This is a genomic window from Parahoeflea alexandrii (assembly GCF_027214025.1).
In the GTDB taxonomy this organism is placed as follows: Bacteria; Pseudomonadota; Alphaproteobacteria; order Rhizobiales; family Rhizobiaceae; genus Hoeflea; species Hoeflea alexandrii_A.
Genome location: NZ_JAPWHB010000001.1, coordinates 671,842 through 695,708, shown reverse-complemented (window position 1 = coordinate 695,708; position 23,867 = coordinate 671,842). Strand labels below are relative to the sequence as shown.

20 protein-coding genes are annotated in these 23,867 nt (G+C 64.0%); 10 read left to right on the top strand and 10 right to left on the bottom strand.

What is annotated here, in order from left to right; genetic code table 11:
* Window positions 1-67: 67 nt before the first annotated feature.
* Window positions 68-1,291 (bottom strand): hypothetical protein, encoded by a 1,224-nt coding sequence (locus O4H62_RS03425; protein WP_269385712.1) that lies wholly within the window; start codon window positions 1,289-1,291, stop codon window positions 68-70.
* A 199-nt stretch (window positions 1,292-1,490) separates the two neighbouring features.
* Here O4H62_RS03425 and parC point away from each other — a divergent pair, with 199 nt between their 5' ends.
* Both parC and O4H62_RS03415 read left to right on the top strand, forming a co-directional pair.
* Window positions 1,491-3,737: a DNA topoisomerase IV subunit A gene (gene parC / locus O4H62_RS03420; protein ID WP_269385711.1), complete on the top strand. Its 2,247-nt coding sequence runs from the start codon at window positions 1,491-1,493 to the stop codon at window positions 3,735-3,737.
* A 73-nt stretch (window positions 3,738-3,810) separates the two neighbouring features.
* Window positions 3,811-4,305 carry a GNAT family N-acetyltransferase gene (locus tag O4H62_RS03415; RefSeq protein WP_269385710.1) on the top strand — a complete coding sequence of 165 codons (495 nt, stop codon included), beginning with the start codon at window positions 3,811-3,813 and terminating at the stop codon, window positions 4,303-4,305.
* An 11-nt stretch (window positions 4,306-4,316) separates the two neighbouring features.
* On the opposite strand, the gene O4H62_RS03410 is transcribed toward O4H62_RS03415, so the two are convergent.
* The 5 genes from O4H62_RS03410 to O4H62_RS03390 all read right to left on the bottom strand — a co-directional run bounded on the left by O4H62_RS03410 (window position 4,317) and on the right by O4H62_RS03390 (window position 12,358).
* Window positions 4,317-5,054 carry a DUF3750 domain-containing protein gene (locus O4H62_RS03410; protein WP_269385709.1) on the bottom strand — a complete coding sequence of 246 codons (738 nt, stop codon included), beginning with the start codon at window positions 5,052-5,054 and terminating at the stop codon, window positions 4,317-4,319.
* A 114-nt stretch (window positions 5,055-5,168) separates the two neighbouring features.
* Complete coding sequence (locus O4H62_RS03405; RefSeq protein ID WP_269385708.1) at window positions 5,169-6,080, bottom strand: DMT family transporter; 912 nt, start codon at window positions 6,078-6,080, stop codon at window positions 5,169-5,171.
* 79 nt (window positions 6,081-6,159) lie between these two features.
* On the bottom strand, window positions 6,160-6,909 hold the full coding sequence (locus O4H62_RS03400; RefSeq protein ID WP_269385707.1) for an arginyltransferase: 750 nt from the start codon (window positions 6,907-6,909) through the stop codon (window positions 6,160-6,162).
* A 19-nt stretch (window positions 6,910-6,928) separates the two neighbouring features.
* Entirely contained in the window at window positions 6,929-8,749 is a 1,821-nt protein-coding gene (locus tag O4H62_RS03395; protein WP_269385706.1) for an SLC13 family permease, read from the bottom strand.
* A 189-nt stretch (window positions 8,750-8,938) separates the two neighbouring features.
* Complete coding sequence (locus O4H62_RS03390) at window positions 8,939-12,358, bottom strand: indolepyruvate ferredoxin oxidoreductase family protein (protein ID WP_269385705.1); 3,420 nt, start codon at window positions 12,356-12,358, stop codon at window positions 8,939-8,941.
* A gap of 144 nt (window positions 12,359-12,502) precedes the next feature.
* Between O4H62_RS03390 and O4H62_RS03385 the strand changes: the two genes are divergently transcribed.
* The gene (locus tag O4H62_RS03385) at window positions 12,503-12,955 is read left to right on the top strand and encodes an Lrp/AsnC family transcriptional regulator (protein ID WP_269386293.1); all 453 of its coding nucleotides are present in this window, start codon (window positions 12,503-12,505) and stop codon (window positions 12,953-12,955) included.
* 1 nt (window position 12,956) lies between these two features.
* Here the strand turns inward: O4H62_RS03385 and O4H62_RS03380 are convergent, their stop codons facing one another.
* A complete protein-coding gene (locus O4H62_RS03380) occupies window positions 12,957-13,388 on the bottom strand; it encodes an RDD family protein (RefSeq protein WP_269386291.1) in 432 nt (143 codons plus the stop codon).
* A gap of 401 nt (window positions 13,389-13,789) precedes the next feature.
* Window positions 13,790-14,845, bottom strand: a complete 1,056-nt coding sequence (hemB, locus tag O4H62_RS03375; protein WP_269385704.1) for a porphobilinogen synthase — start codon at window positions 14,843-14,845, stop codon at window positions 13,790-13,792.
* 228 nt (window positions 14,846-15,073) lie between these two features.
* Here hemB and O4H62_RS03370 point away from each other — a divergent pair, with 228 nt between their 5' ends.
* From O4H62_RS03370 to O4H62_RS03340, 7 genes are all read left to right on the top strand, one after another.
* The gene (locus O4H62_RS03370) at window positions 15,074-15,523 is read left to right on the top strand and encodes a DUF6163 family protein (RefSeq protein ID WP_269385703.1); all 450 of its coding nucleotides are present in this window, start codon (window positions 15,074-15,076) and stop codon (window positions 15,521-15,523) included.
* 125 nt (window positions 15,524-15,648) lie between these two features.
* Window positions 15,649-16,173 (top strand): transcriptional regulator LdtR, encoded by a 525-nt coding sequence (ldtR, locus tag O4H62_RS03365; protein WP_269385702.1) that lies wholly within the window; start codon window positions 15,649-15,651, stop codon window positions 16,171-16,173.
* 397 nt (window positions 16,174-16,570) lie between these two features.
* Entirely contained in the window at window positions 16,571-17,842 is a 1,272-nt protein-coding gene (locus O4H62_RS03360) for a L,D-transpeptidase family protein (protein ID WP_269385701.1), read from the top strand.
* Window positions 17,843-18,074: 232 nt separating this feature from the next.
* Window positions 18,075-19,388 carry a serine hydroxymethyltransferase gene (glyA, locus tag O4H62_RS03355; RefSeq protein WP_269385700.1) on the top strand — a complete coding sequence of 438 codons (1,314 nt, stop codon included), beginning with the start codon at window positions 18,075-18,077 and terminating at the stop codon, window positions 19,386-19,388.
* 5 nt (window positions 19,389-19,393) lie between these two features.
* On the top strand, window positions 19,394-19,879 hold the full coding sequence (gene nrdR / locus O4H62_RS03350; RefSeq protein ID WP_269385699.1) for a transcriptional regulator NrdR: 486 nt from the start codon (window positions 19,394-19,396) through the stop codon (window positions 19,877-19,879).
* Between the two features lie 4 nt (window positions 19,880-19,883).
* Window positions 19,884-20,987: a bifunctional diaminohydroxyphosphoribosylaminopyrimidine deaminase/5-amino-6-(5-phosphoribosylamino)uracil reductase RibD gene (gene ribD / locus O4H62_RS03345; RefSeq protein WP_269385698.1), complete on the top strand. Its 1,104-nt coding sequence runs from the start codon at window positions 19,884-19,886 to the stop codon at window positions 20,985-20,987.
* A gap of 4 nt (window positions 20,988-20,991) precedes the next feature.
* Window positions 20,992-21,606: a riboflavin synthase gene (locus tag O4H62_RS03340; protein WP_269385697.1), complete on the top strand. Its 615-nt coding sequence runs from the start codon at window positions 20,992-20,994 to the stop codon at window positions 21,604-21,606.
* A 25-nt stretch (window positions 21,607-21,631) separates the two neighbouring features.
* Here the strand turns inward: O4H62_RS03340 and O4H62_RS03335 are convergent, their stop codons facing one another.
* Both O4H62_RS03335 and O4H62_RS03330 read right to left on the bottom strand, forming a co-directional pair.
* Window positions 21,632-23,008, bottom strand: a complete 1,377-nt coding sequence (locus tag O4H62_RS03335; RefSeq protein ID WP_269385696.1) for an O-antigen ligase family protein — start codon at window positions 23,006-23,008, stop codon at window positions 21,632-21,634.
* A 144-nt stretch (window positions 23,009-23,152) separates the two neighbouring features.
* A complete protein-coding gene (locus O4H62_RS03330) occupies window positions 23,153-23,863 on the bottom strand; it encodes a DUF2161 domain-containing phosphodiesterase (RefSeq protein WP_269385695.1) in 711 nt (236 codons plus the stop codon).
* Between the last annotated feature and the right edge of the window lie 4 nt (window positions 23,864-23,867).

Genomic DNA, 23,867 nt, shown 5'->3' with positions numbered 1-23,867 from the left:
TCGCATCGGCCGTGACGATCCGCCGCCAAGCTCCCTTGATCCGACCGTTCCCGGGCGGCAGCCATCGCTACTGCTTGCAGCAGATCTCGACCGGCTTGTTGGCGCTGACCTGCACGTTGAGCAGGTCGACCAGCGTGCGCGGATCGCCCATGCCGGCGCCCATGATCACCGGCACGGCGACCGGCTCGGCGGGCGTGGCCGTGATCGTGATGTTCTGCGGATTATCGAGATAGACGCTTGCCGCAGCCGAAATCTGCTGCTGCAGGGCCGGAATGCCCAGTTGTCCCAGCGCCAGCGGCATCATGAACTTCACCGCCTGGCGCATCTGCTCGCCGGTGACGCCCTGTTTCTTGCCCGCAAATTCCAGCGCCCGTTCGGTGACCGAAGCGTCGTCGAAACGCAGCGAGGCGGACTTGAAGCTGAGTTGCTGCAGCATCCCGAGCATCGCAAATCCCATGGCCTGCTGAGCCGCCTGCGGGTCGGGATTGGCTGCCGCCGCGCTCTGTGCCTGCTGCATCGATTTGATGAATTCGGCAGTGTAGCCGGAGATTTCAAGCGAAAGGGCCAGCCGCCCGACGTCGTCCAGGGCAAGCGAGTATTCCTCGAGATTGATGATCCCGGACTGACTGTCCCAGGACCCATCGAGCTTCAGGTCGCCCGTCACGGTCTCGTAGCCAAGCTGCTTCAAGGCATCCTTAGCCTTCGGGTCGTCGACCTTGCTCAGATCGATCTCCAGGTCCGATCCGGTCATCGTGACCTTGACCTGTGACGCATCCTCGGCCCGTTTGACATCGAGGTCGAGGCCCGCCATCGAGAACACGGTGACGCCTTTGTTCTCGACGCTGATCTCGCCGGTCGACAAGCCCTCGTACCAAAGCATGCTGTCGAGCCCGCCGGCAGCGCCATCGACGGGAACCGTCAGGCCGCTTATCTCCAACCCGTCGATGGAGACCGTGTTCTCCCCCTCCGATGTCTCGATATCGGCAAACACCGCCTCGTTGACAAAGTAGCTGCCGTCGTCCTCTTCCTCGACGCCCTTGAAGGTGACGTCGCCCAGAGTGAAGGAGGGTTGGCCGGGAGAATCCACGCGCACCGACCTGAGCACGATCGTGCTGCCCTCCGGTTCGACCGCCGCAAAACTCAGCCTGGTGCCGGTCTGGCTGGTCATGGCGGACAGCCTGGTGGCAAAATCATCCGCATCAAGCGCCATGGCCGGTGTCGCGAGTCCCGAAAGCGCCGCCACGAGTGCGGACGCGGAAAGCAGGCGCATTGAACTGAACTGGATCGTCATCGGGGCTTCCTTCTGCTGGCGATGCGGCTTGGCAGGCATCCTGATCTGGTGCGCGCGCCGGACATTGTACAGGGCGGCGCCGGTCCTGTCATCGGCCACAGCTTTGTGGTGCGGGTGAGGCCAGCGGCAAAATTTGTGCAAGGCCCGCTGTTGCGGCCTGCCCCTTGCCCCGAATCAGTGCTTCCTTTAACCCCACCCCATGGGAAAAAGCCTGCTTCCGCCCGGTGGGGGCGACCACATTCAAGCCGTTGACCTGAAAAAGGCGCTCGAGGAGCGCTATCTGGCCTATGCGCTGTCGACCATCATGCACCGGGCGCTGCCCGATGTGCGCGACGGGATGAAGCCGGTGCACCGGCGGATCGTCTACGCCATGAGCGAGATGGGGCTGCGGTCGAACGGTTCTTTCAAGAAGTCCGCCAAGATCGTCGGTGAGGTGATGGGTAACTTCCATCCGCACGGCGACCAGTCGATCTATGATGCGCTGGTGCGACTGGCGCAGGATTTCGCCGTGCGTTATCCGCTCGCCAACGGCCAGGGCAATTTCGGCAACATCGACGGCGATAGCGCCGCCGCCATGCGCTACACCGAATCGAAGATGACCGCGGTCGCCGAACTGCTGATCGAGGGCATTAACGAGGACGCTGTCGATTTCCGCGACACCTATGACGAGGAAAACAGCGAGCCGGTGGTGCTTCCCGGCGCGTTCCCGAACCTGCTTGCCAATGGCGCCACCGGCATTGCCGTCGGCATGGCGACCTCGATCCCGCCGCACAACGCCGCCGAGCTCTGCGATGCGGCGCTCGCGCTCATCCGCAAGCCCGACGCCACGGTCGAGGATCTGCTGCAATATGTCGAGGGACCGGATTTCCCGACCGGCGGCGTGGTCATCGACAGCCGCGAATCCATTCTCGAGGCCTACCAGACCGGTCGCGGCGGTTTCCGGGTCCGCGCCAAGTGGGAGGTCGAGGACACCGGCCGCGGCGGCTACCAGATCGTCGTCACCGAGATGCCCTACCAGGTGCAGAAGTCGCGGCTGATCGAGAAGATCGCCGAACTGCTGATCGCCCGCAGGCTGCCGCTGCTCGATGATATCCGCGACGAATCCGCCGAAGACGTCCGCCTGGTGCTGATCCCCAAGAGCCGCACGGTGGATCCGAACCTGTTGATGGAATCGCTGTTCCGGCTGTCAGATCTCGAAAACCGCATCCCGCTCAACCTCAATGTGCTGTCGATGGGCAAGGTGCCGAAGGTGATGAACCTCGCCGAGGTTCTGACCGAATGGCTGGCGCATCGCCGCGAGGTGCTGCAGCGCCGTTCGCGTCACCGGCTGGCGGCGATCGAGCGGCGTCTGGAGCTGCTGTCGGGCTTTCTGATCGCCTATCTCAATCTCGACGAGGTGATCCGCATCATCCGCGAGGAGGATGAGCCCAAGCTCGAACTGATGAAGACCTTCGAGCTGACAGATATCCAGGCCGAAGCCATCCTCAACATGCGGCTGCGCTCCTTGCGCAAGCTGGAAGAGCTGGAAATCCGCAAGGAATTCGACGGCCTGAGCAGCGAGAAGGCCGAGATCGAAGCCTTGCTCGCCTCCGATGCGAAGCAGTGGCAGACGGTCGCCTGGGAAGTCGGCAATGTCCGCAAGACCTTCTCCAAGGAAACCGAGCTTGGCGCCCGCCGCACGAAATTCGCCGAGGCACCCGTCGCCGATCTCGCAGCCATCGAGCAGGCGATGATCGAGAAGGAACCGATCACCGTGGTGATCTCCGAGAAGGGGTGGATCCGCGGCATGAAGGGCCACATGGCCGATTATGCCGGATTGCAGTTCAAGGACGGCGACCAGCTGAAGCTGGCTTTCCACGCCAACACCACCGACAAGCTGGTCATCGTTACCACCGGCGGCAAGGCCTACACGCTCGGCGCCGACAAGCTGCCGGGCGGGCGCGGTCATGGCGAGCCGCTCAGGATCATCGTCGACATGGACAACGACCAGGCCGTGCTGACCGCCTTTGTGCATGATCCGGCGCGCAAGCTGCTCGTCGCCTCCACCGTCGGCAACGGCTTTATCGTTGCCGAGAGCGACCTTGTGGCCAACACCCGCAAGGGCAAACAGATCATGAATGTCAGCCTGCCCGACGAAATGCGGCTGTGCGTGCCCGTTAGCGGCGACCATGTCGCCGTCATCGGCGAGAACCGCAAGATGCTGATTTTCCCGCTCGAGCAATTGCCCGAGATGAGCCGCGGCAAGGGCGTTCGCCTGCAGCGCTACAAGGATGGCGGTGTCGCCGACATCCGTTGTTTCGCGATGGAGGACGGGCTGACCTGGGAAGACAGCGCCGGGCGCATGCACAACCGCAAGAAGGAAGAACTGACCGAGTGGATCGCCGACCGCGCCCAAGCCGGCCGACTTGTCCCCAAGGGCTTCCCGCGATCGGGCAAGTTCAGCTGACCGGACCCATCTCGACCGCTCCCCGCGCTCGCGCGTGGCTGCCTTGTCCCCACGGAGTTTCGGAAGTCCCGTCATGATCGATATCAGGCCTGCAGAGCCAGGCGACCGCGCCGCCATCGTCGAGATCCTGCATCACGGCTGGCACGATGGACATGCCCACCTGGTGCCGCCGGAGGTTCTGCCGCTGCGCACGCTCGAGTGCATCGACGATATTTTCGGGGCATCGACCGACACGTTCTTTGTCGCCGAGGATGAGGCGCGGATCCTGGGATTTGTGGCCATCAACGGCGATGAACTGACCAAGCTGTTCATCGCCCGCGACGCCAGGGGCTCCGGGATCGCCGAGAAACTGATGTACTTCGCCGAGAGGAAGATTGCCGAGAGCGGTTTTGCGGTCGCCCGGCTACTGTGTCAGGTGGGCAATGTGCCGGCGGAAAAGTTCTATGCCAGGACCGGCTGGGTCGAGGATCACCGTCGGCATTATCCGCTGTGGATGCCGAAAGGCGGGACAGGTCATTTTACCGCCGAGACCATGTGCCTGCACAAGAAACTGACACCCGGGCAATAGCGCCTGAGCCTCTACAGCCCGATCCGCCCGAATCCCGGCAGTTTCAGGCCAGGACGCGCGATGTCGACGCCGAACACCAGTCCGCCGAGCCGAACTTCCGCGCCATAGAGCGTGCCGACCGCCAGGCCGGCATAGCCGCCGAGCGAGATTTCGAGGTTGCGCCAGTCATCCGAGAGCGTGACGAATTCGCCAAACGTCCGGAAATCGCGGCCAACCGCTTCCGGCGGCAGCGCCAGATGCAGCTCCGGCACCTGCCTGAGCACATGGGCGACAAAGGAATTGGAATTCGGACCCGGCCAGATCGTGTAGTCGCCGCGGCCCGAGAACGGGTAGGACCTGACGGCGGCCTCGATCGTCGGGATCAGCCGCGCGGCTTCCGCGCCATGCACCTCGGCAAGCACTTGCGGCGGGTTGGAGTACCACCGCCCGTCGGCGGGATAGGCATTGGTGCGGATCGGGTTGCCCCAGCCGACCTTGTCGTAGCGGGTGTACATCGCGCTGCCGGCCGGTTTCGTTACGATCCAGCTGTGAACCGCCAGCGCGCCCTTGAGGCCTCCGGTTCGCGCCGCCATCACATAGACGGCGGCCTCGGGCTGGTTGACGGCAGCGGGCAACAGGCCGGACGACGACCAGTCGGCGGTGCGCCAGGAGCCGGGTTGCGAACTGGCGGCGCGGACCGCAAGCGAGGCCAGCGACGGTGCGACAAAGCACAGGAGCACAAACACAACGAGTTTCTTCAATGCGGGCACCAGCGGTTCCAGGCGGTTTCGTCAGTGGCACTCAATCACTGCCATGAGACGAGAATAGGGCGCGAACACCGCTTTGCCAGTGCGAACGGCGGGCAGGGCCGATGGGCACAACCGTCAGACGGGATGGCGCGGCGCCAGGCTGCGGGCAGCGCGCCGATGCGCCGACAATTGCCAGACCGAATGCGCCACCAGCGCCAGCACGATGACGCCGCCGCCGATCAGTCCCAGCCGGGTCGGCGCTTCGGAAAAGATCATCCAAACCCATACCGGCGCCAGGATCGTCTCGAGCAGGTAGAACATCGCCACTTCAGGGCCTGAGATGTATTTGGGTCCCGTCGCCAGGCACCAGAAGGCGATCGGGATGATGACGAGGCCGTTGAGCACCAGCCAGCCGGGTTCGCCCAGCACCAGGCCTGCTGGTCCGCCCACCATCGCAAGCCCGATCATCGACGGCACGATGGCCGCGAACAGCGGCGCGAACCCCATGTCGACTCGGGCCTTGCGGCTGGCGGTGATGGCGCCGGCGAGAATGAGGCTCGAGGCAAGCGCCAGCAGATCGCCGGTGAGGTTTCCGGCCTTCATGCCATCGGCGACGATCAGCGTGACCCCGAGGATCATCACGATCATTGCCGCGAAGGTCTGGGCTTTGGGTTTTTCGCCCGCCAGCCACCAGGCAAGCAGCGCCGAAAACATCGGATTGAACGCCAGGATGAACACCAGATTGGCGGTCGAGGTGTTGTAGACGGCAAGGATGAAGGTGATCGAGGCAATGCCGTAGAGCGTGACCACCAGCAGCCCGGCCCGGCCCGGAATGATCGGGATGGCGCGCTTGAGCACGAAGCGGATGAAGCTCCAGGCGACGACGGCGGCAAGGAAGGTGAGCGCGCTTCTGACCGCCAGCGCCGACCAGGCGTCGCTTTGTGAGAGCCGGATCAGCGGAATGTCGACGGTCAGGGTCAATCCGCCGAACGCGGTGATTGCCAGACCCTTGCGATGGTCGGCCGCCTGTTGAATGTAATCCTGCATGAAAGCGGCCTTGCTGGTGAAAACGGATGTTGCGGGAATTGCGCGGAACGCGACCGTCCGCTGAACCGGTTGCCGGACGCTACGGCTGGTAGCGTTGCCAGCCCTGCGCCATCAGGTGTTCCTGCGGCTGGAAGCGGGTCTTGTATTCCATCTTGCGCGATCCCTTGACCCAGTAGCCGAGATAGACATGCGGCAGGCCAAGGGTACGGGCGCGCTCGATGTGATCGAGGATCATGTAGGTGCCGAGCGACCGCGCCGTCGCATCCGGGTTGTAGAACGAATAGACCATCGACAACCCATCGCCCATCCGGTCGGTGAGCGCCACGGCCAGCAACTCGCCGGCGGGATGCTGGTGCAGCCCGTCACCCTCGGCTCTCACCCTGTATTCGATGATGCGGCTGTCGACATGCGAATCCTCGACCATCATGGCGTAGTCGCCGATGCTCATGTCCGCCATGCCGCCGCTCTGGTGCCGGCTGTCGAGATAGCGGCGGAACAGCTTGAATTGTTCGCTCGAGGGTTCGGCGTGATATTCGGCGGCGACCAGGTCGGCATTGCCCGCCTTGATGCGGCGCATGGATCTGGTGGGGTTGAACTCGCTGGCAAGAATGCGCACCGAAACGCAGGCGCGGCAGGATTCGCAGGCCGGCCGGTAGGCAATGTTCTGCGACCGGCGGAATCCGCCCTGGGTCAGAAGGTCGTTCAATTCCGAGGCTTTTTCTCCCACCAGGTGGGTAAAGACCTTCCGCTCGCTCTGCCCCTCGAGATACGGACAGGCCGAGGGAGCGGTCAGGAAAAACTGCGGAGAATTGATCGGTTGGTTCATCATGTTTTGGATTCGGAGCCTGTCACAGTCCGTAATACCATGGCGCAAGTAACGAAAACGTCAACCATATGATAACCACAAGCGGCGTGCCGGCGCGAAGAAAATCGCTGAACCGGTAGTGCCCGGGGCCCATGACCAGGAGGTTTGTCTGGTAGCCGATCGGTGTCGCGAACGACGCGTTCGATGCAAAGATGACGGCTGCGATGAAGGGTTCGGGTGGCGCGCCCATGCCCTTGGCGATCCCCAGCGCGATCGGTGTGAACAGCACCGCTGTGGCGTTGTTCGACAGGATGTTGGTCAGCACCGCCATCACCAGGAACAGGCCCGACAGGATGATGCCCGCCGAGGCGCCTTCCATCAGGCTGAGCGACGCCGAGGCAATCAGCGCCGCCCCGCCGGTGGCTTCAAGTGCGGTCGCCAGCGCCACCGAAGATCCGACCAGCAGGAAGATCTGCCGGTCAAAGGCGCGCCCCGCCTGCAGGATCGACAGGCAGCCGGTCAAGAGCATCAGCACCGCGCCGCTGATCGCCGCCACGACGATGGGAACGATTGAGAACGCCGACAAGAGCACGATCGCCGCGAAGATCGCCACCGCGATGCGCGCCTTGCGCGACTGCGGCACGGCTTCGGCCGAGTGCTCGAGCAGCAGCAGGTCGTGATTGCCGCGCAACAGCTTGATCGCCTCCATCGGCCCGCCGATCAACAGCGTGTCGCCGGGTTCAAGCCGGATATCCGACATCGCCGAGCGGGCCATGCGGCTCTTGCGCTGCACGCCAAGCACGGAAATGCCGAATTGCGGCCTGAGACCCGAGAGCTGGATGGTGCGTCCGGCATAGCGCGAGCCCGGCGAAATCACCGCTTCGGCCAGATGATAATCCGGGCCGGGCGGTTGATCCTGCTGGGTGTCCTCGGTGGGGCCGTCATCGGCCTCGAGCCCGGCGCGTCCGCGCGCCAGCGCCTTCGAAAAGGCCTTGCGTGTTCCCGTCACCACCAGCGTGTCGCCGACCGACAGGGTGAGATCCTCGAACGGCGGCAGAACCGGCACGTCGCGGCGCTGCAAGAGCCTGAGCGTCAGGTCCCCCAGACCGGGAAACATGCCCGCCTTGGCGGAGATGCCGACAAACGGGTGATCGCGCGTCAGCGTGATCTCGCCGATGAACTGCGCGCCGGATTTTGCCCCCGCCGAGAGTTCCGCGACGCGTTCGGGCAGCAGCCGCGGCAAAACGCCGAGCACATAGGCGCCGCCGACCAGCGCCAGGATGACGCCCATGCCGGTAATGTCGAAGAAGCCGATCTCGTAGCCGTAGTCGCGCACCACGCCGGCCACCAGCAGGTTGGTCGACGAGCCGATCAGCGTCGTCATGCCGCCCAGAATGGTGATGAAGGACAGCGGCATGAACACCCGGCTTGGCGAAATCGATCGCTGCGCCGCGATCACCACAAGAATCGGAATGAAGATCACCACCACCGGTGTGTTGTTCAAAAACGCCGAAAACAGCGCCGCGCCGACCAGGATGAACAGGATCGGCCGGAAGGTGGCCGCCCCGCCCATCCGCCCCAGCTTGCGCGCCGGCGCTTCCATCGCGTCGGTGGCAAACAGGCCTTGTCCGACGATCAGCAGCGCGATGACGGTGGCGAGCGCCGGATTGGAAAACCCGGCCAGAAGCTGCCCCGGTTCCAGCGGCGTGCCATCCTGCCCGGTGAAAGGGAAAACGCCGAACAGCACCAGCACGGCGGCAAGCGAGACCAGCGAAACCGTTTCCATCGGCCAGCGCTCCGTCGCATAGGCGATGATGGTGGCCGCGATGATGACAAACGTGGCGATGAGATGGAAATCTGGCATGGACGCGGTGCGACTCCGGTGGCGCGATCGGAACACCACTTTACCGCGCCGTTCGCTCACGCGCCTAGGGCGAATATTTCAGGCCATGCATATCCGGCGCAACGGATGCCGCGATGGTTGTCAAAACCTGAAACGAACGTTCCCGTCTTGTGTCGGGGACAGATGTAACGGACAGGCGTGGAAGGTGGCCTATCCGGCCAGAAGCGCTTCCACCCGGGCTTTCGCCTTGTCAACGGCCTCGTGCTTGACCGGGCCGTAGCCGCGGATGTCCATCGGCGCGGACAAGACCTGCTGCCAAAGGTCTGCATTGGCGGGAGCGACCTCCTGCTCGCACCGCGCCATCAGCCCTTCGAACCAGGTGATCAGCTCGCGCTCCATCCGGCGTTCGGCGGTGTAGCCGAAGGGATCGAGCGCCGTGCCGCGCAGGCCTTTCAGGCGCGCGAGCAGGGACAGCGCCGGCCGGATGGCTGGCCCGAAGGCGCGCTTGAGCGGCCGCCCGCGCGCGTCCTTGCTGCCGCCGAGCAGCGGTGGGGCGAAATGATGCACGATCCGGAAGTTGCCTTCGAAGCGGTCATGAAGGCTCTTGCGGAAGGCAGGGTCTTCATGCAGCCGCGCAACTTCGTATTCGTCCTTGTAGGACATCAGCTTGAACAGCGATTTTGCCGCGGCACTGACCAGTTCGGCCCGGTTGTCGACCGGCATCCTCGCCTCGAACTCTGCCATTCTGCCGCGATAACGATCCGCCCATGCCGCATTCTGGTAGCCTTCGAGGAATTCGGCCCGCCGTGCGATGATGTGCTCGGGCAAGGCGGCAAAATCCGGTTTCGGGTTGAGATGCGCCTCGAGAGCCGAGGGATTGGCCGCGATCAGCCGGCCGCAGGCAAGCGCGCTCTTGTTGGCGTCTACGGCGACATTGTTGAGTTCGATCGCGCGATTGAGGGCGTCGAGCGTCACCGGAACCAGGCCGCGCTGCCAGGCAAAACCGAGCATCATCACATTGGCATAGACGGCGTCGCCGAACAGCGCCTCGGAGGCTGCATTGGCGTCGAACGCACCCAGATTGCCGGCGCCGACGACTGCAGCAATTGCCGATGCGCGGGCGTCGATGTTGAGATCGGCATCGCGCCGGAGCACCAGGTCGCCTGTCGGCATCGAGGCCAGGTTGAGCGCGACCGACGTGCCGGGGCGGTAGGTGCCGGAGGCCTTCGGCGAGGACGAGACCACCACATCACAGCCGATCACCGCGTCCGCCATGCCGGTGTCGATGCGGACCTGGTTGATGGCGTCGGGATCGCGGCCGATCCGCACGAAGCTCAGCACCGCGCCGAATTTCTGCGCGAAGCCGGTGAAATCGAGAATGCTGGCACCCTTGCCCTCGAGATGCGCCGCCATCGAGATCAGTTGCCCGACGGTGACCACGCCGGTGCCTCCAACGCCGGTGACCAGCAGGTTGAACGGTGCGTCGAGCGTGGGAAGCGCGGGCAGGGGAACGCGTTGCATCAGGTTTTCGATGTCGAGATCCGCCGGCTTCGGCTTGTGCCGCTCGGCCCCCTCGACGGTGACGAAGCTCGGGCAGAAGCCGTTCAGGCAGGAGAAGTCCTTGTTGCAGTTGGACTGATTGATCTGCCGCTTGCGGCCGAATTCGGTTTCCTTCGGCTCGACGCTGAGGCAATTGGACTCGGTCGAGCAATCGCCGCAACCCTCGCAGACAAGCTCGTTGATGACGGCGAATGTCTTCGGATCGGGCAGCTCGCCCCGCTTGCGCCGGCGGCGTTTCTCGGTGGCGCAGGTCTGCTCGTAGATCAGCACCGAGACACCCGGAACCTGGCGCAGCTCGCGCTGCACGGCATCCATCTCGGCGCGCGCGTGAATGGTGATCCCGCGCGGGAAGTCGGCGCTCGCGAATTTTTGCGGATCATCAGACACCAGCGCGATCCGCTCGACGCCCTCGGCGCGGCAGATATGGGCAATGGCTTGAACGCTGACCGGCCCGTCGACCGGCTGGCCGCCGGTCATCGCGACCGCGTCATTGTAGAGGATCTTGTAGGTGATGTTGGCGCCTGCGGCGATCGCCTGGCGGATCGCCATCGAGCCCGAATGGTACCAGGTGCCTTCGCCGAGATTCTGGAAAATGTGATCCTTTCCGGTAAATCGCGAGGAGGCCGCCCAGTTGACGCCTTCGCCGCCCATCTGGATCAGCGACGAGGTTTCGCGGTCCATCCAGCTCGCCATGAAATGGCAGCCGATGCCGGCCAGCGCCTTCGAGCCCTCCGGCACCTTGGTCGAGGTGTTGTGCGGGCAGCCCGAACAGAAATAGGGGGTGCGCGTCGCGCCGGGATCGGAAAGGGCTACGACCGGCTGGCCGGTGATCTCGACTGCGCGTGCGGCGAAATTCTCGCCCCGGAACACCCCGTCGAGCCGCTTGGCGATCAGCGGCACCAGCTGGCGGGGCGACAGCTCGCCGGTCCAGGGGATCAGCCGCCGGCCGGTCTCGTCATGCTTGCCGACCATGCGCTGCGGCTTGTCGCCGGGCCAGTCGTAGAAATACTCCTTGAACTGGCTCTCGATGATGCCGCGCTTTTCCTCGATCACCACCACCTCGCGCTTGCCGCGGACGAAGTTCAGGGCATCGCGCCGTGCTAAGGGCCAGACCATGCCGACCTTGTAGATGTCGATGCCGAGCGTACGGCAGCGGGCCTCGTCGAGCCCGAGCAGCCTCAGGGCCTCCATCAGGTCGAGATGCGCCTTGCCGGTGGTCACGAAGCCGAACCGCGCATCGCTTACGCCATAGATCGCCCGGTCGATCGGGTTGGCCTCGGCAAAGGCGAAGACCGCATGTTTCTTGGCCTCCATCCGCTCCTCGATCTGCGGACCGGGGAGGTCGGGCCAGCGGTAGTGCAGGCCGGTGGCCGGGATCTCGAAATCAGGCTTTTCGAAGACGCGGTCGGGCTTGAGCAGGAAGGAACTGGCGCCCTCGACCGTCTCCGAGATCGCCTTGAAGCCGACCCACATGCCCGAATAGCGCGACAGCGCGTAGCCGTACTCGGCAAATTCCAGATATTCGGCCACACTGGCCGGGTTGAGCGTTGGCATGAACCAGGCCATGAAGGCCACGTCCGACTGGTGCGGCATCGACGAGGAGACGCAGCCATGGTCGTCGCCCGCCACTACCAGCACCCCGCCACGCGGCGAGGAGCCGTAGGCGTTGCCGTGCTTGAGCGCATCGCCGGCCCGGTCGACGCCGGGTCCCTTGCCGTACCAGAGCCCGAACACGCCCTCGACCTGCCGGTTCGGATTGGTTTCCACCTGCTGCGAGCCGAGCACCGCGGTCGCCGCAAGGTCCTCGTTGACCGCCGGCAGGAACTCGATGCCGCCTTGTGCGAGCCGCGCCTTCTGCCGCCACAATTCCATGTCGAGGCCGCCGAGCGGCGAACCGCGATAGCCCGAGACGAAGCCTCCGGTCTTCAGCCCCGCCTCGCGGTCGCGCCGCGCCTGGTCGAACAGCGCGCGGACCAGCGCCTGCGTGCCAGTCATGAACACCCGACCGGATGCGAGCGCATAGCGGTCGTTGAGCGTGTAGGCGGATGGGGCAGGGGTATGGAATGTCATGGGCAGCTCCTCTGCCCGCCAATATACCACTCCGGCGCTGGCAGGTCTTGCCAGATTGGCCGGCTTCAGTCATGAATATGAAAGAAATATCCATGAACTGCTTAGATAGAGAAAGGATTACCCTTCGTGGCGAGGGAATTCGAAATGCAGCCGGCAGACCGGCAGATCCTCAAGGCGCTGCAGGACGATGGCCGCATCTCCAACCAGGACCTGGCCGAGCGCGCGAGCATGTCGGCGTCCGCCTGCTGGCGGCGGGTCAAGGCGCTGGAGGAGGGCGGCGTCATCGAGCGCTACACGGCGCTGGTCAATCCCGAGGCCGTCGGGCTCGACTTCCACGCCATGGTGCACGTGGTGCTCTCGCGCCATCAGGCCGGCCACGTCGAGAACTTCATTCAGGCGGTGATGGGCCGCCCCGAAGTGCTCGACTGCTTCGCCACCACCGGCGACGCCGATTATCACCTCCGCATCCGCTGCCGCGATCTAAGCGCCTACAACGCGTTCCTGGAGGATTTCATGTTCGCGCTCGAAGGCGTCTCGACGGTGAAGACCAACCTGATCCTGCGGCAATTGAAGCACGAGACGCGGGTGGAGGTGTGAACTAGCTCCGCACCACCACCGTCCCCAGCAGCCAGTCGTGCACGGTCTGCTTGCGGTCGAGCACCAACGTGGCGAGCAGGATGAACGGGGTGAGCACCGCGTTCAAGGCCCAGAACAGCACGCCGTGGACGACGGCCAGCATGAAATCGACCGGGCGGCCGTCGAGGCGGGCGACGCGGATGCCCATCATCCGCATGCCGGGCGTGGCCTGGTTCGGTCCGCCCATCGACATGCCGATATAGGGAATGGCGACCAGCAGGAACAGGATCGGGTAGAGGAAGAAGCCCAAGCCCAGCGTGAAGATGCCGATGAAGAAGATCAGCACCGCCACCGGCACGCACAGCGCCAGCACGATGGCGTAGTCGATGAAGAACGCCAGCACGCGCTTGGTGCGCACGCCGTCATAGAGCGCGATGTCGTCGTAGGCGCCCATGGCGTGATTGTCGGCGCTCTCGCGGATCGGCTGGTTCATCGGTTTCTCCTGTCACAGGCACGGGCATTTTTGCCGCGTCGGGAAAGATGTAGGAAGTCAGGCCCTGCACTTAAAGGGTTTGCCGGTGGTTTGACTCCAAGGCCCACATACCAAGGCGCAAGATTGTCTGGTGCCGTGGACTGACATCTCTCCTCCGTCATCCCGGCCTTGAGCCGGGATCCAGCAGGCGAGCGTCCGCGAGCCGGAGGACTTGTCCGCACTCCAGTCTGCCAGCTTGACTTAGAGAGTCTCCCACCGCGCCGACGCGCGGTGGCTGGATGCCGGGTCGAACCCCGCATGACGGAGGCGGGGGAGTTGCCATCCGGGAACGAGGTCGTGGGCTTCAGGCGCGCGCGCCCCGCTCACCAGCCGCCCTTGGCGAGCAGCCGCGCCGCTTCGGGCGCGAAATAGGTAAGCACTCCGTCGCAGCCGGCGCGTTTGAAGGCGAGCAGCTTCTCCATCATGATCCGTTCGCCGTCGATATAGCCGGCGGCAGCGCCGGCCTTGATCATCGAGTATTCGCCCGACACCTGGTAGGCGAAGGTCGGCAGGCCGTAGGTGTCCTTCAGCGCCCGGCAGATGTCGAGATAGGGCAGGCCGGGCTTGACCATCAGCATGTCGGCGCCTTCCTCGACGTCCATCCCGGCATCGCGGATCGCCTCCATGGCGTTGGACGGATCGAGATAGTAGGTGCGCTTGTCGCCCTTCAAGAGCCCCGAGGTGCCGATCGCCTCGCGGTAGGGGCCGTAGCAGGCGGACGCGAACTTGGTCGCATAGGACATGATGCTGACCGATTGATGCCCGGCCGCGTCAAGCGCCCGGCGAATCGCGCCGATGCGCCCGTCCATCATGTCGGACGGCGAGATGATGTCGGCCCCCGCATCGGCCTGGTGCACGGCGGCCGCGGCGATCTGGCGGACCGTCTCGTCATTGACGATCTCTCCGTCGCGCAGGATTCCGTCATGGCCGTGGCTGGTGAACGGATCGAGTGCCACGTCGGTGATGATGCCGATATTGGGCACCGCCTGCTTGATGGCGCGGGTGGTCTGGTTGATCAGATTGTCCGGGTCGAGAATGTGCGATCCGGTCTCGTCACGCTTTTCCATCTCCACATTGGGGAAGGTGGCAAGCGCCGGAATGCCGAGATCGGCCGCCATCTTGGCCGCTTCCACCGCCTTGTCGACGCTCATCCGGTTGACGCCGGGCATGGCGTCGATCGGTTCGGTGATGCCGGTGCCGGGAATGATGAAGATCGGCCAGATCAGGTCGTCCACCGTCAGCCGCGTTTCGCGGGTCAGCCGGCGCGACCAGTCGGCGATCCGGGTGCGGCGCATGCGCCGGTGGCCGGTGATCTCGTCGACATCGGAGGCTGCCGCCGCCTTCAGTCCCGCAGCCGTGTTCTTCGAGCCCTCGCCCATGATCTTTCCATCCTCTGGCTTTTCTCGCGCCCGATTCCCCGTAGAGGCTCGCCGGCGCTGGTGTCAGTCGCTTTAGACCGCACCAGAGGTCGGGCGGTCAAGCCAGACAAATCATCTCACGTCCTCCCCGAGGCACGCGCGGGCTTGCACCGCAGGCTGCGCATTGGCTATGACAGGGGCCCGCGAGGGAGGTCTCATGATCTCCGCGCCCCGGACAACGAGGTCCCAATGATGGCGATATTGCAGATCGGAACCGCCCCGGAAGTCGGCACAGGCGCGCTTGAGGCCAGTTTCCGGCTGTTCACGCGGCTGGTGGCGCTGAGCTGCCTTCTCGCCGGCCTGCAGTACTGGGGACGGCTGATCGGCTATTCCGACGGCGGCGCCTACCGCTTCGACCTGATCCCGTCCTATTGGCAGCTGGCCTCGGCGTCGCTCGCCGTGCTGCTGCCGGTGGCGGCTGTCGGGTTGTGGATGCAGGTCTCCTGGGGCCCGGTGCTCTGGGTGGTGGCGGCCGGTTCGGAAATCATCATGCACAAGGGCCTGCCGCTCTGGTTCGGCGAGCGGCCGTTGCTGGTCATGGCGCACGCCGTGGTGATCGCGGTCTATGTCGGGTTCCGTGTCGCGCTCTTCGTCAAGCAGCGTTACGACGCCAGGCAGGTAACACCTGATTCACTTTGATTGACGCTTGGTCTCCGGTAACCCCCTGTTAAGCCTGCAGTTTAAGTAGAATTTTATGCGTATTCGATAGGGTCTGTCTCAAGGCGGGAACAAAATCCGCCATAACAAACAGTGAGGCAGTCATCATGTCATATACCAATTCAGCCGTAGCGACCGGCTCCAAAACCGCCGTTGCAAACGACGAGTCCGAGGCCCTGCGTGATCTCTATCTTGAATCGCTGCAACTGGTCGAGCGGCTCCACCGCCGTCTTCTCGATGTCATCAAGGACGAGTTCGACCGCGCCAACCGCACCGACATCAACGCCGTCCAGGCATTGCTGCTGTTCAACATCGGCAATTCCGAGCTGACGGCGGGCGAACTGCGCAGCCGCGGCTACTATCTCGGCTCCAACGTGTCCTACAATCTCAAGAAGCTGGTCGATCTCGGCTACATCAATCACCAGCGCTCGCGGGTCGACCGCCGCGCGGTGCGCATCAGCCTGACCGAGCACGGCGCCGAGATCGCCGAAACCGTCGGCGCGCTCTATGACCGCCACATCAACTCGATCGCCAAGGTTGGCGGCATTGGCGCCAGCGAGTTCGAGGAACTCAACAAGCTGATGCAGCGCCTGGACCGGTTCTGGAACGACAGTATCGCTTACCGCCTTTAAGCGGACCAATCTCTCAAGACAAAAAAACGGCAGGTCTGTACCTGCCGTTTTTTGCATTTCTGGATCCGGTACACAGGGGAAGGTGCTTCGATCGCCGGAAATTCCAACACTATGGGACGATCGGTGCGTCCGGACGGGACGCTGACCACGTCGCCGCAAGCCGTGGCCGGCCCGGGTCCGGCGACGGACCATGAATTAGCCATATTGCCGTGAAATCGGATGTGGTAAGCACAAGCTTGAAAACACCGAGCGGGCTTGCGGTGTATTGTATCGCCGCATGCTCACGCAAAAGTGTTGCGCCAAGCTTGACGGGCCGGTTTTGGTCCCCAATTCTTAACGTTAACAATGGTATTGAAGCCAGACCTGACGCTAGATTCGATTGCACGGTGGATGACGCATGAACAAGCCAACCCGACCTGACACTCTTTCCCGTCGCCGGTTCATCGGCCGTGCCGCCGCGCTGGCAGCCGCGACTGTCGCTGCAGGTCCCGCCCTGGCTCAGACCGCCATTGAAGACATCATCAATTCTCCCCGGCGCGGCAGCTGGGATGACCAGTTCGATGCCAAGAGTTCGAGGTCCGTGGCCGAGACCGCCACCCGCCACCCGATCGCAAGCGCCGATACCATCGCCTTCGTTGAGCGGGCCATTTTCGATTATCAGAATCTCATCGCCCGCGGTGGCTGGCCATTTGTCCCGGCGACCAAGAAGCTGCGCATGGGCGTGTCAGAGCCCGAGGTCCGGATCCTGCGGCAGCGGTTGATGGCTTCGGGCGATCTCGACCGCAACGCAGGGCTTTCCAACGCTTTTGACTCCTATGTCGACGGCGCGGTGAAGAAGTTCCAGGCCCGCCATGGCCTGCCGCCGGATGGCGTTCTGGGCAACTATTCCTACCAGGCACTCAACGTGTCGGCCGAGGTGCGTCTTGGCCAGCTCGAAACCAATCTCGTGCGCCTGCGCTCGATGTCGGGTTTCCTCGGCGACCGCTATGTCATGGTCAACATTCCGGCGGCGCAGATCGAAGCCGTGGAAAATAGCTCTGTTGTGCTGCGCCATACGGCGATCGTCGGCAAGATCGATCGCCAGACGCCGATCCTCAATTCCAAGATCCACGAGATCATACTCAATCCCTACTGGACCTCGCCGCGCTCGATCATCGAGAAGGATATCGTGCCACTGATGCGCAAGGACCCGACCTATCTGGCGCGCAACAATATCCGCCTTTTCGACGGCAAGGGCGAGGAAGTGGCGCCGGAAATGGTCGACTGGAACGCCGAGAAGGCCCCGGATCTGATGTTCCGCCAGGATCCGGGCAAGGGCAACGCCATGTCCTCGACCAAGATCAATTTCCACAACCCGCATGCAGTCTACATGCACGATACGCCGCAGCAGGGCGTGTTCAACAAGCTCATGCGGTTTGAATCCTCGGGCTGCGTGCGCGTCCAGAACGTGCGCGATCTCAACACCTGGCTGCTCAGGGACACGCCCGGCTGGAACCGCCAGGCCATCGAGGCCACAATCGCCTCGCGTGAAAACACCGTCATCGAATTGGCCGAACCCGTGCCGGTCTATTTCGTCTATTTCTCCGCGTGGGCATCCGAGGACGGGATTGTCCAGTTCCGCGACGACGTCTACCAGCGCGACGGCGTGGACGAACTGGCGCTGCGCTGAGCGGCCTGGCAATCCCGGTCGATGCTCCTTGAAGCCGCCCGCGACGGGCGGCTTTTTCATCGGCGCGCTGCAATGACGCAATCGGGACTGCGGATATTGCCCTCGCCATGCGACACGGTTAAATAGCCGCATCCGGCAGGGCACGCTGTTCTCCGGATTCGCGCCGTTTCCCGGGCCGCCGCCGACAGCGCAGGCGCTCCGTCAGACCCGAGCCATACAAGGAACCTGGAACATGTCCAACGCGACTTCTGCCGCCCGCTTCGCGGATGCCTTCTTCAATCGTCCCCTGGCTGACGCCGATCCGGAAGTCTTTGGCTCGATCCAGAGCGAACTGGGCCGTCAGCGGCACGAGATTGAGCTGATCGCATCGGAAAACATCGTTTCCCGCGCGGTGCTCGAAGCCCAGGGCTCGATCATGACCAACAAATATGCCGAAGGCTATCCCGGCAAGCGCTACTATGGCGGTTGCCAGTTCGTCGACATCGCCGAGGAACTGGCCATCGAGCGCGCCAAGAAGCTCTTCGGCTGCAATTTCGCAAACGTCCAGCCGAACTCCGGCAGCCAGATGAATCAGGCTGTATTCCTGGCGCTGCTGCAGCCGGGCGACACCTTCATGGGCCTTGACCTGAACTCGGGCGGCCACCTCACGCATGGCTCGCCGGTCAACATGAGCGGCAAATGGTTCAACGTCGTCTCCTACGGCGTGCGCGAAGACGATAATCTGCTCGACATGGACGCCATTGAGAAGCAGGCGCACGAGACAAAGCCGAAGCTCATTCTCGCAGGCGGCACCGCCTATTCGCGGGTCTGGGACTGGAAGCGCTTCCGCGAGATTGCCGACAGCGTCGGCGCCTGGCTGATGGTCGACATGGCCCACATCGCCGGCCTGGTTGCCGGCGGCGTGCATCCTTCGCCGCTGCCGCATGCCCATGTCGTGACCACGACGACCCACAAGTCGTTGCGCGGCCCGCGCGGCGGCATGATCCTGACCAACGACGAGGCCATGGCCAAGAAGATCAACTCCGCCGTCTTCCCCGGCCTGCAGGGCGGTCCGCTGATGCATGTCATCGCCGCCAAGGCGGTGGCCCTCGGCGAGGCCCTGACGCCGGAGTTCCGCGCCTATGCGCAGGCCGTGGCCGACAACGCCAAGACCCTTGCCGCCAGCCTGAAGGCGACCGGTCTCGACATCGTCTCCGGCGGCACCGACAACCACCTTATGCTGGTCGACCTGCGCCCGAAGAACGCCACCGGCAAGAAGGCCGAAGCAGCCCTCGGCCGCGCCAACATCACCTGCAACAAGAACGGCATTCCGTTTGATCCCGAAAAGCCGTTCGTCACGTCCGGCATTCGGCTCGGAACGCCCGCCGGTACCACGCGCGGCTTTGGCGCCAGTGAGTTCACCGAGATCGGCAATCTCATCGCCGAAGTGCTCGACGGCCTCAAGGTCGCCAATTCGGAAGAGGGCAACGCCTCTGTCGAGGCCGCGGTCAAGGCAAAGGTGATCTCGCTCACCGACCGGTTCCCGCTCTATCCGTATCTGGGATAGGGCTGATGCGCTGTCCCTATTGCGGTTCCGAAGACAGCCAGGTGAAGGATTCGCGGCCTGCCGAGGACGGTGCCGCGATCCGGCGCCGGCGGGTGTGTCCCGATTGCGGCGGCCGCTTCACCACCTTCGAACGGGTGCAACTGCGTGACTTGCAGGTGCTGAAGAAGACTGGACGGAGGGTGCCGTTCGATCGCGACAAGCTGGCGAAATCATTCCAGATCGCGCTGCGCAAGCGCCCGGTTGATCCCGAGCGCATCGACCGGGCGGTCTCCGGCATTGTCCGCCGGCTGGAAAGTTCGGGAGAAACCGAGATCGCCACCGACGAAATTGGCCTGCTGGTGCTGGAAGCGCTGAAAGCCCTCGATGATGTCGGTTTCGTCCGCTACGCCTCGGTCTACCGGGATTTCTCCGGGCCCGAGGATTTTGAGCGCACCATCGCTGAATTGACCGCGCGGATCGCCGGTGACAGCTCTGTCGGCGGAGACTTGTGACGCCATGGCGGTGAGCGCGCTCGACCGCCGTTACATGGCGGCGGCCATCCGTCTTGCCCGCTGGCATGAAGGCCGCACCGGCTCCAATCCGTCAGTGGCAACGCTGATCGTGCGCGAGATCGACGGCGCGCCGGTGATCGTCGGCCGAGGTGTGACCGCCCTTGGCGGCCGCCCGCATGCCGAACCGCAGGCGCTGGCTGAGGCAGGCGAACTGGCCCGCGGCGCTACCGCCTATGTCACCCTTGAACCCTGCGCCCATCACGGCCGCACGCCGCCTTGCGCCGAGGCTCTGGTCGCTTCCGGTGTGGCCCGCGTCGTGGCGGCCGCCACCGATCCGGACGAACGTGTCTCCGGCCGCGGCTACGCCATATTGCGCGCCGCCGGCATCGAGGTGGACGAGGGTGTGCTGGCAGGCGAGGCTGCGCGCGATCTTGCCGGCTACCTCACGCGCCGGGTCAAGAACCGCGCCCATGTCACCCTTAAATTAGCGATATCTAACAACGGGAAGATCGGACGGCGCGACGGCAGCCAGGTGGCCATCACCGGTGAGATCTCCCGCAACCAGGTTCATGCGTTGCGCGCCCGTTCCGATGTCATCCTGGTCGGCGCCGGCACGGCGATCAATGATGACCCTGAACTGACCTGCCGGCTTCCCGGGCTCGAAGACCGGTCTCCGGTCCGCCTGGTGCTCGACACCCATCTCAGGCTGCCGGCCCGGTCGAAGCTGGCGGCAACGGCGCGAGACGTTCCGCTCTGGATCGCCACGGCTGCCGCACCCGATGATCCGCGCCGGTCCGAGCTTGCGGCGCTTGGCGTGGAGTTTATCGCCTGTGACGCCCATGACGGCCGCATAGCGCTGCCCGAACTGCTCGAGGATATTGCCGCCCGCGGCCTCTCGACCGTCTTTGTCGAAGGCGGCGCGGAAGTAGCCCAGGCCTTTCTCGCCGAAGATCTCGTTGACCGTATCATCCTGCTGACAGGGGATGCGGACATCGACGGGGAAGCGGTGAACGCTCCGGTCACCAGGACGACCGTGCCAAAGGCTTTCCGGCCGGTCGCATCCATGAGATACGGGGCCGACCAGATGGATGAATACGAAAGGGCCTGAGACCATGTTTACCGGCATCATCACCGATATCGGCCAAGTGGCCGCCGTCAGTGCGCGCGATCAGGGCGTGAGCCTGCGCATCGAGACCGCCTGGGATCCCGCCACGATCGACATCGGCGCCTCGATCGCCTGTTCGGGGGTCTGCCTGACGGTAACGGCACTTCCGGCCCAGGGCGACAATTCCCGCTGGTTCGAGGTCGAGGCCTGGGAGGAAGCGCTGCGGCTGACATCCATAGGCACATGGACGGCCGGTACGCGGATCAATCTCGAGCGCTCGCTGAAGATCGGCGACGAGCTTGGCGGGCACATGGTCTCCGGCCATGTCGACGGTCAGGCCGAAATCATTGCCATTAAGGACGAGGGCGAAGCCCGCCGCTTCACCCTGCGCGCGCCAGGCGAGTTGTCCCGGTTCATTGCGCCCAAGGGCTCGGTGGCGCTCGACGGTACGTCGCTGACGGTCAATGCCGTCAACGACACGGATTTCGACGTCCTTTTGATCAGGCACTCCCTGTCGGTCACCACCTGGGGTGAACGCGAAGTTGGCGACCTCGTCAATCTCGAGGTCGACCAGATGGCGCGCTATGCCGCCCGTCTCGCCGAGACCGCCAGGCTCGGATGATCGCCGTCTCGGCCCGCATCAGGCTTCATCGTCGAAATTGGGGATCGCCGAGGCGGAACCGGGCGGCTAGGTGCAACCCGAACACGGCGAACACATGCATCAGCCAGAGTGAATCATTGCGCGCCAGGAAGAAGGTTTCCAGGAACGACAGCAGTGCTGCAAAAACGATGATCATGAAGAACATGTCGGCGATCTTGCGGTTTTCCGGGATTTTCCGTGCCTTGCTGTAATTGATCATCGGGCCGATGAACAGGATCCAGAGCAGCACCGAGCCGCCGATGAAGCCGAGATTGAGCAGGATATCGAGATAATTGTTGTGGCCATGGACAATGAACCGGTAGTCCCATGCCGATTCAAACGGCTTGTCGAGCAGGAACACGTTGTCGGTGTTCCAGAAATTGTAAAGGCCGAAACCCATCCACTTATGCTCGGGGATCTTTGACAGGCTGAACTCCCAAAGGGTGGTCCGCCCGGTATAGGTCCGGTCACCGAGCAGATCCTCGATCAGATAGGAAATGCGCCCGCTGTAGAGCGAGCCCAGTGTCATTACCGCCACGCCCGCCAGCGTGGTGACGAAGGCGAGGACCGCCGCTCCGCTGCGCCCGAACAGGCCTGCCATCAGTACGATCATGATCGACAACGGGAAAAAGCCGCTGGTGGTTTTCGAGCCGGTTTTCAGCACGAACAGGGTGCCCGCCAGAAAGACGATCAGCCCGCCCAGACGATGACCTGACCGCATCAAGTAGACACCAAAGATCGCGATCACGCACATCACCGGGCCGGCAACGTTCTTGTGGCTGAAATGGCCGCGCCACAGCCCGGCATGCTGTGGCTCGTAGGCATCGTAGCCGTGCATCGCCAGATCGGGCACCAGCACAAGCCCGCCATAGGACATCGCAAGCGCCGCCGCCGCCCCGGCGAGCAGGGCCAGCTGAAAATCCTTTTCACTGCGCGGCAGGACGATGGTCGCGAACGCGATGAACATGCCGATCACGGTCAGCACCACGGCACGAATGGTGGAATCCGGATCCGGCGCCCGCGCCACCGAGTAGGCAAGGATGACGGCCAGAAGCAGGTAGCTGGGGGTGAGCAGGCTGGTGAGCACCTTGCGGCTGGCAAGGCACATCATCGCCACGGCAAACACCAACCCGGCGGCGAGAAATCCGACCTGGTTGATGACGCTGCCGCCATCGCCGGCGGTTTCGCTGACCAGGCTGACGCTGACGAACGGCCGAAGCGAGATCAGCATCAGTGCCATTCCGAGCGCGGAGAGCACGATCGCCGACAGCCGCAAGACGCCGGGGGTCATGATTCCGGGCCGGGCGAAGTCCAGGCGGTCCTGCAGCGGTGGCCAGACCGGCCGGCGCAGCGGTCCGGCAGTGTAGGTTGATACGTGGCGCATGCCATTGCCCGGGCGAGAGGTGTCAGGCTCCGAGCATCCGCATTTATGGTTAACCGAGCGTAAACGTTGCAGGCCTCGGGCGATGATGGCAGAGGCTGAAGGGCAGGGGCCTGAAACTCAGGGGTTTGAAACGCTGCCGGCGTCTCAACCGCCGGTCCCGGTCGCCGCCCGCGTCCCGGCGTCCGGATCGCCAAGTTGCGCCAGCGCCTCCGATCCCTTCGGACAGAGCCCGTAGATGCCGGTCGCCACCCGCTCGAACCAGCCGTAGTGATTGTCGGCCATCAGCGCCCTCGCTCTTTCAACGCCGGAGGCCTTGGCGACCAGCGCGGCCTTCGTCGGCCCGAGTTCCAGGAGAACCCGGGCGCAGCGCAGGGCGTCCTGCCGGTAGGCGGTCATCAATCCCTGCCGTGTGGCGCCGCCGGAATTGGGGTCGCCCGTGCGTTTGGCGAATTCCTTCAGCAGCCTTGCCTTCTTGATGCTGGATTTCCTCGGCTTGTAGGGCCCCGGGTCGGCATGCACTTCCACCAGCCCGTCTTTCAGCCGCACCGTCATCAGCCCGAGGCCGAGCCGGCGGCAGAGCGAGGTGTTGGCGGCGATCGCCTTTTGAAACGCCCGCCCGGTTCCGCGCGGCACCGCGATATAGACCACGTCGGTGATCGCCTGCCGTTCGATGCCCTGGTGAAACAGCGACAGCGAGAAGCCGGTCTTCAGCTCCACCACGACCGGATCCTCGTCGCCGCGCACGGCGACGATATCGGCCGCCCCGATCTCGCCCTTGACCGCATAGCCCTGGGCTTCAAGCAGGGCCTTGACCGGCGGATAAAGGTCGGTTTCTCGGGGTTTGGCTGCGCTCATGATT

Bases quoted from the DNA above. Each gene is read 5' to 3' on its own strand.
- O4H62_RS03425 (WP_269385712.1), bottom strand. From the start codon at position 1,291: ATGACGATCCAGTTCAGTTCAATGCGCCTGCTTTCCGCGTCCGCACTC.
- parC (WP_269385711.1), top strand. From the start codon at position 1,491: ATGGGAAAAAGCCTGCTTCCGCCCGGTGGGGGCGACCACATTCAAGCC.
- O4H62_RS03415 (WP_269385710.1), top strand. From the start codon at position 3,811: ATGATCGATATCAGGCCTGCAGAGCCAGGCGACCGCGCCGCCATCGTC.
- O4H62_RS03405 (WP_269385708.1), bottom strand. From the start codon at position 6,080: ATGCAGGATTACATTCAACAGGCGGCCGACCATCGCAAGGGTCTGGCA.
- O4H62_RS03400 (WP_269385707.1), bottom strand. From the start codon at position 6,909: ATGATGAACCAACCGATCAATTCTCCGCAGTTTTTCCTGACCGCTCCC.
- O4H62_RS03395 (WP_269385706.1), bottom strand. From the start codon at position 8,749: ATGCCAGATTTCCATCTCATCGCCACGTTTGTCATCATCGCGGCCACC.
- O4H62_RS03390 (WP_269385705.1), bottom strand. From the start codon at position 12,358: ATGACATTCCATACCCCTGCCCCATCCGCCTACACGCTCAACGACCGC.
- O4H62_RS03385 (WP_269386293.1), top strand. From the start codon at position 12,503: ATGCAGCCGGCAGACCGGCAGATCCTCAAGGCGCTGCAGGACGATGGC.
- O4H62_RS03380 (WP_269386291.1), bottom strand. From the start codon at position 13,388: ATGGGCGCCTACGACGACATCGCGCTCTATGACGGCGTGCGCACCAAG.
- hemB (WP_269385704.1), bottom strand. From the start codon at position 14,845: ATGGGCGAGGGCTCGAAGAACACGGCTGCGGGACTGAAGGCGGCGGCA.
- O4H62_RS03370 (WP_269385703.1), top strand. From the start codon at position 15,074: ATGATGGCGATATTGCAGATCGGAACCGCCCCGGAAGTCGGCACAGGC.
- ldtR (WP_269385702.1), top strand. From the start codon at position 15,649: ATGTCATATACCAATTCAGCCGTAGCGACCGGCTCCAAAACCGCCGTT.
- O4H62_RS03360 (WP_269385701.1), top strand. From the start codon at position 16,571: ATGAACAAGCCAACCCGACCTGACACTCTTTCCCGTCGCCGGTTCATC.
- glyA (WP_269385700.1), top strand. From the start codon at position 18,075: ATGTCCAACGCGACTTCTGCCGCCCGCTTCGCGGATGCCTTCTTCAAT.
- nrdR (WP_269385699.1), top strand. From the start codon at position 19,394: ATGCGCTGTCCCTATTGCGGTTCCGAAGACAGCCAGGTGAAGGATTCG.
- ribD (WP_269385698.1), top strand. From the start codon at position 19,884: ATGGCGGTGAGCGCGCTCGACCGCCGTTACATGGCGGCGGCCATCCGT.
- O4H62_RS03340 (WP_269385697.1), top strand. From the start codon at position 20,992: ATGTTTACCGGCATCATCACCGATATCGGCCAAGTGGCCGCCGTCAGT.
- O4H62_RS03335 (WP_269385696.1), bottom strand. From the start codon at position 23,008: ATGCGCCACGTATCAACCTACACTGCCGGACCGCTGCGCCGGCCGGTC.
- O4H62_RS03330 (WP_269385695.1), bottom strand. From the start codon at position 23,863: ATGAGCGCAGCCAAACCCCGAGAAACCGACCTTTATCCGCCGGTCAAG.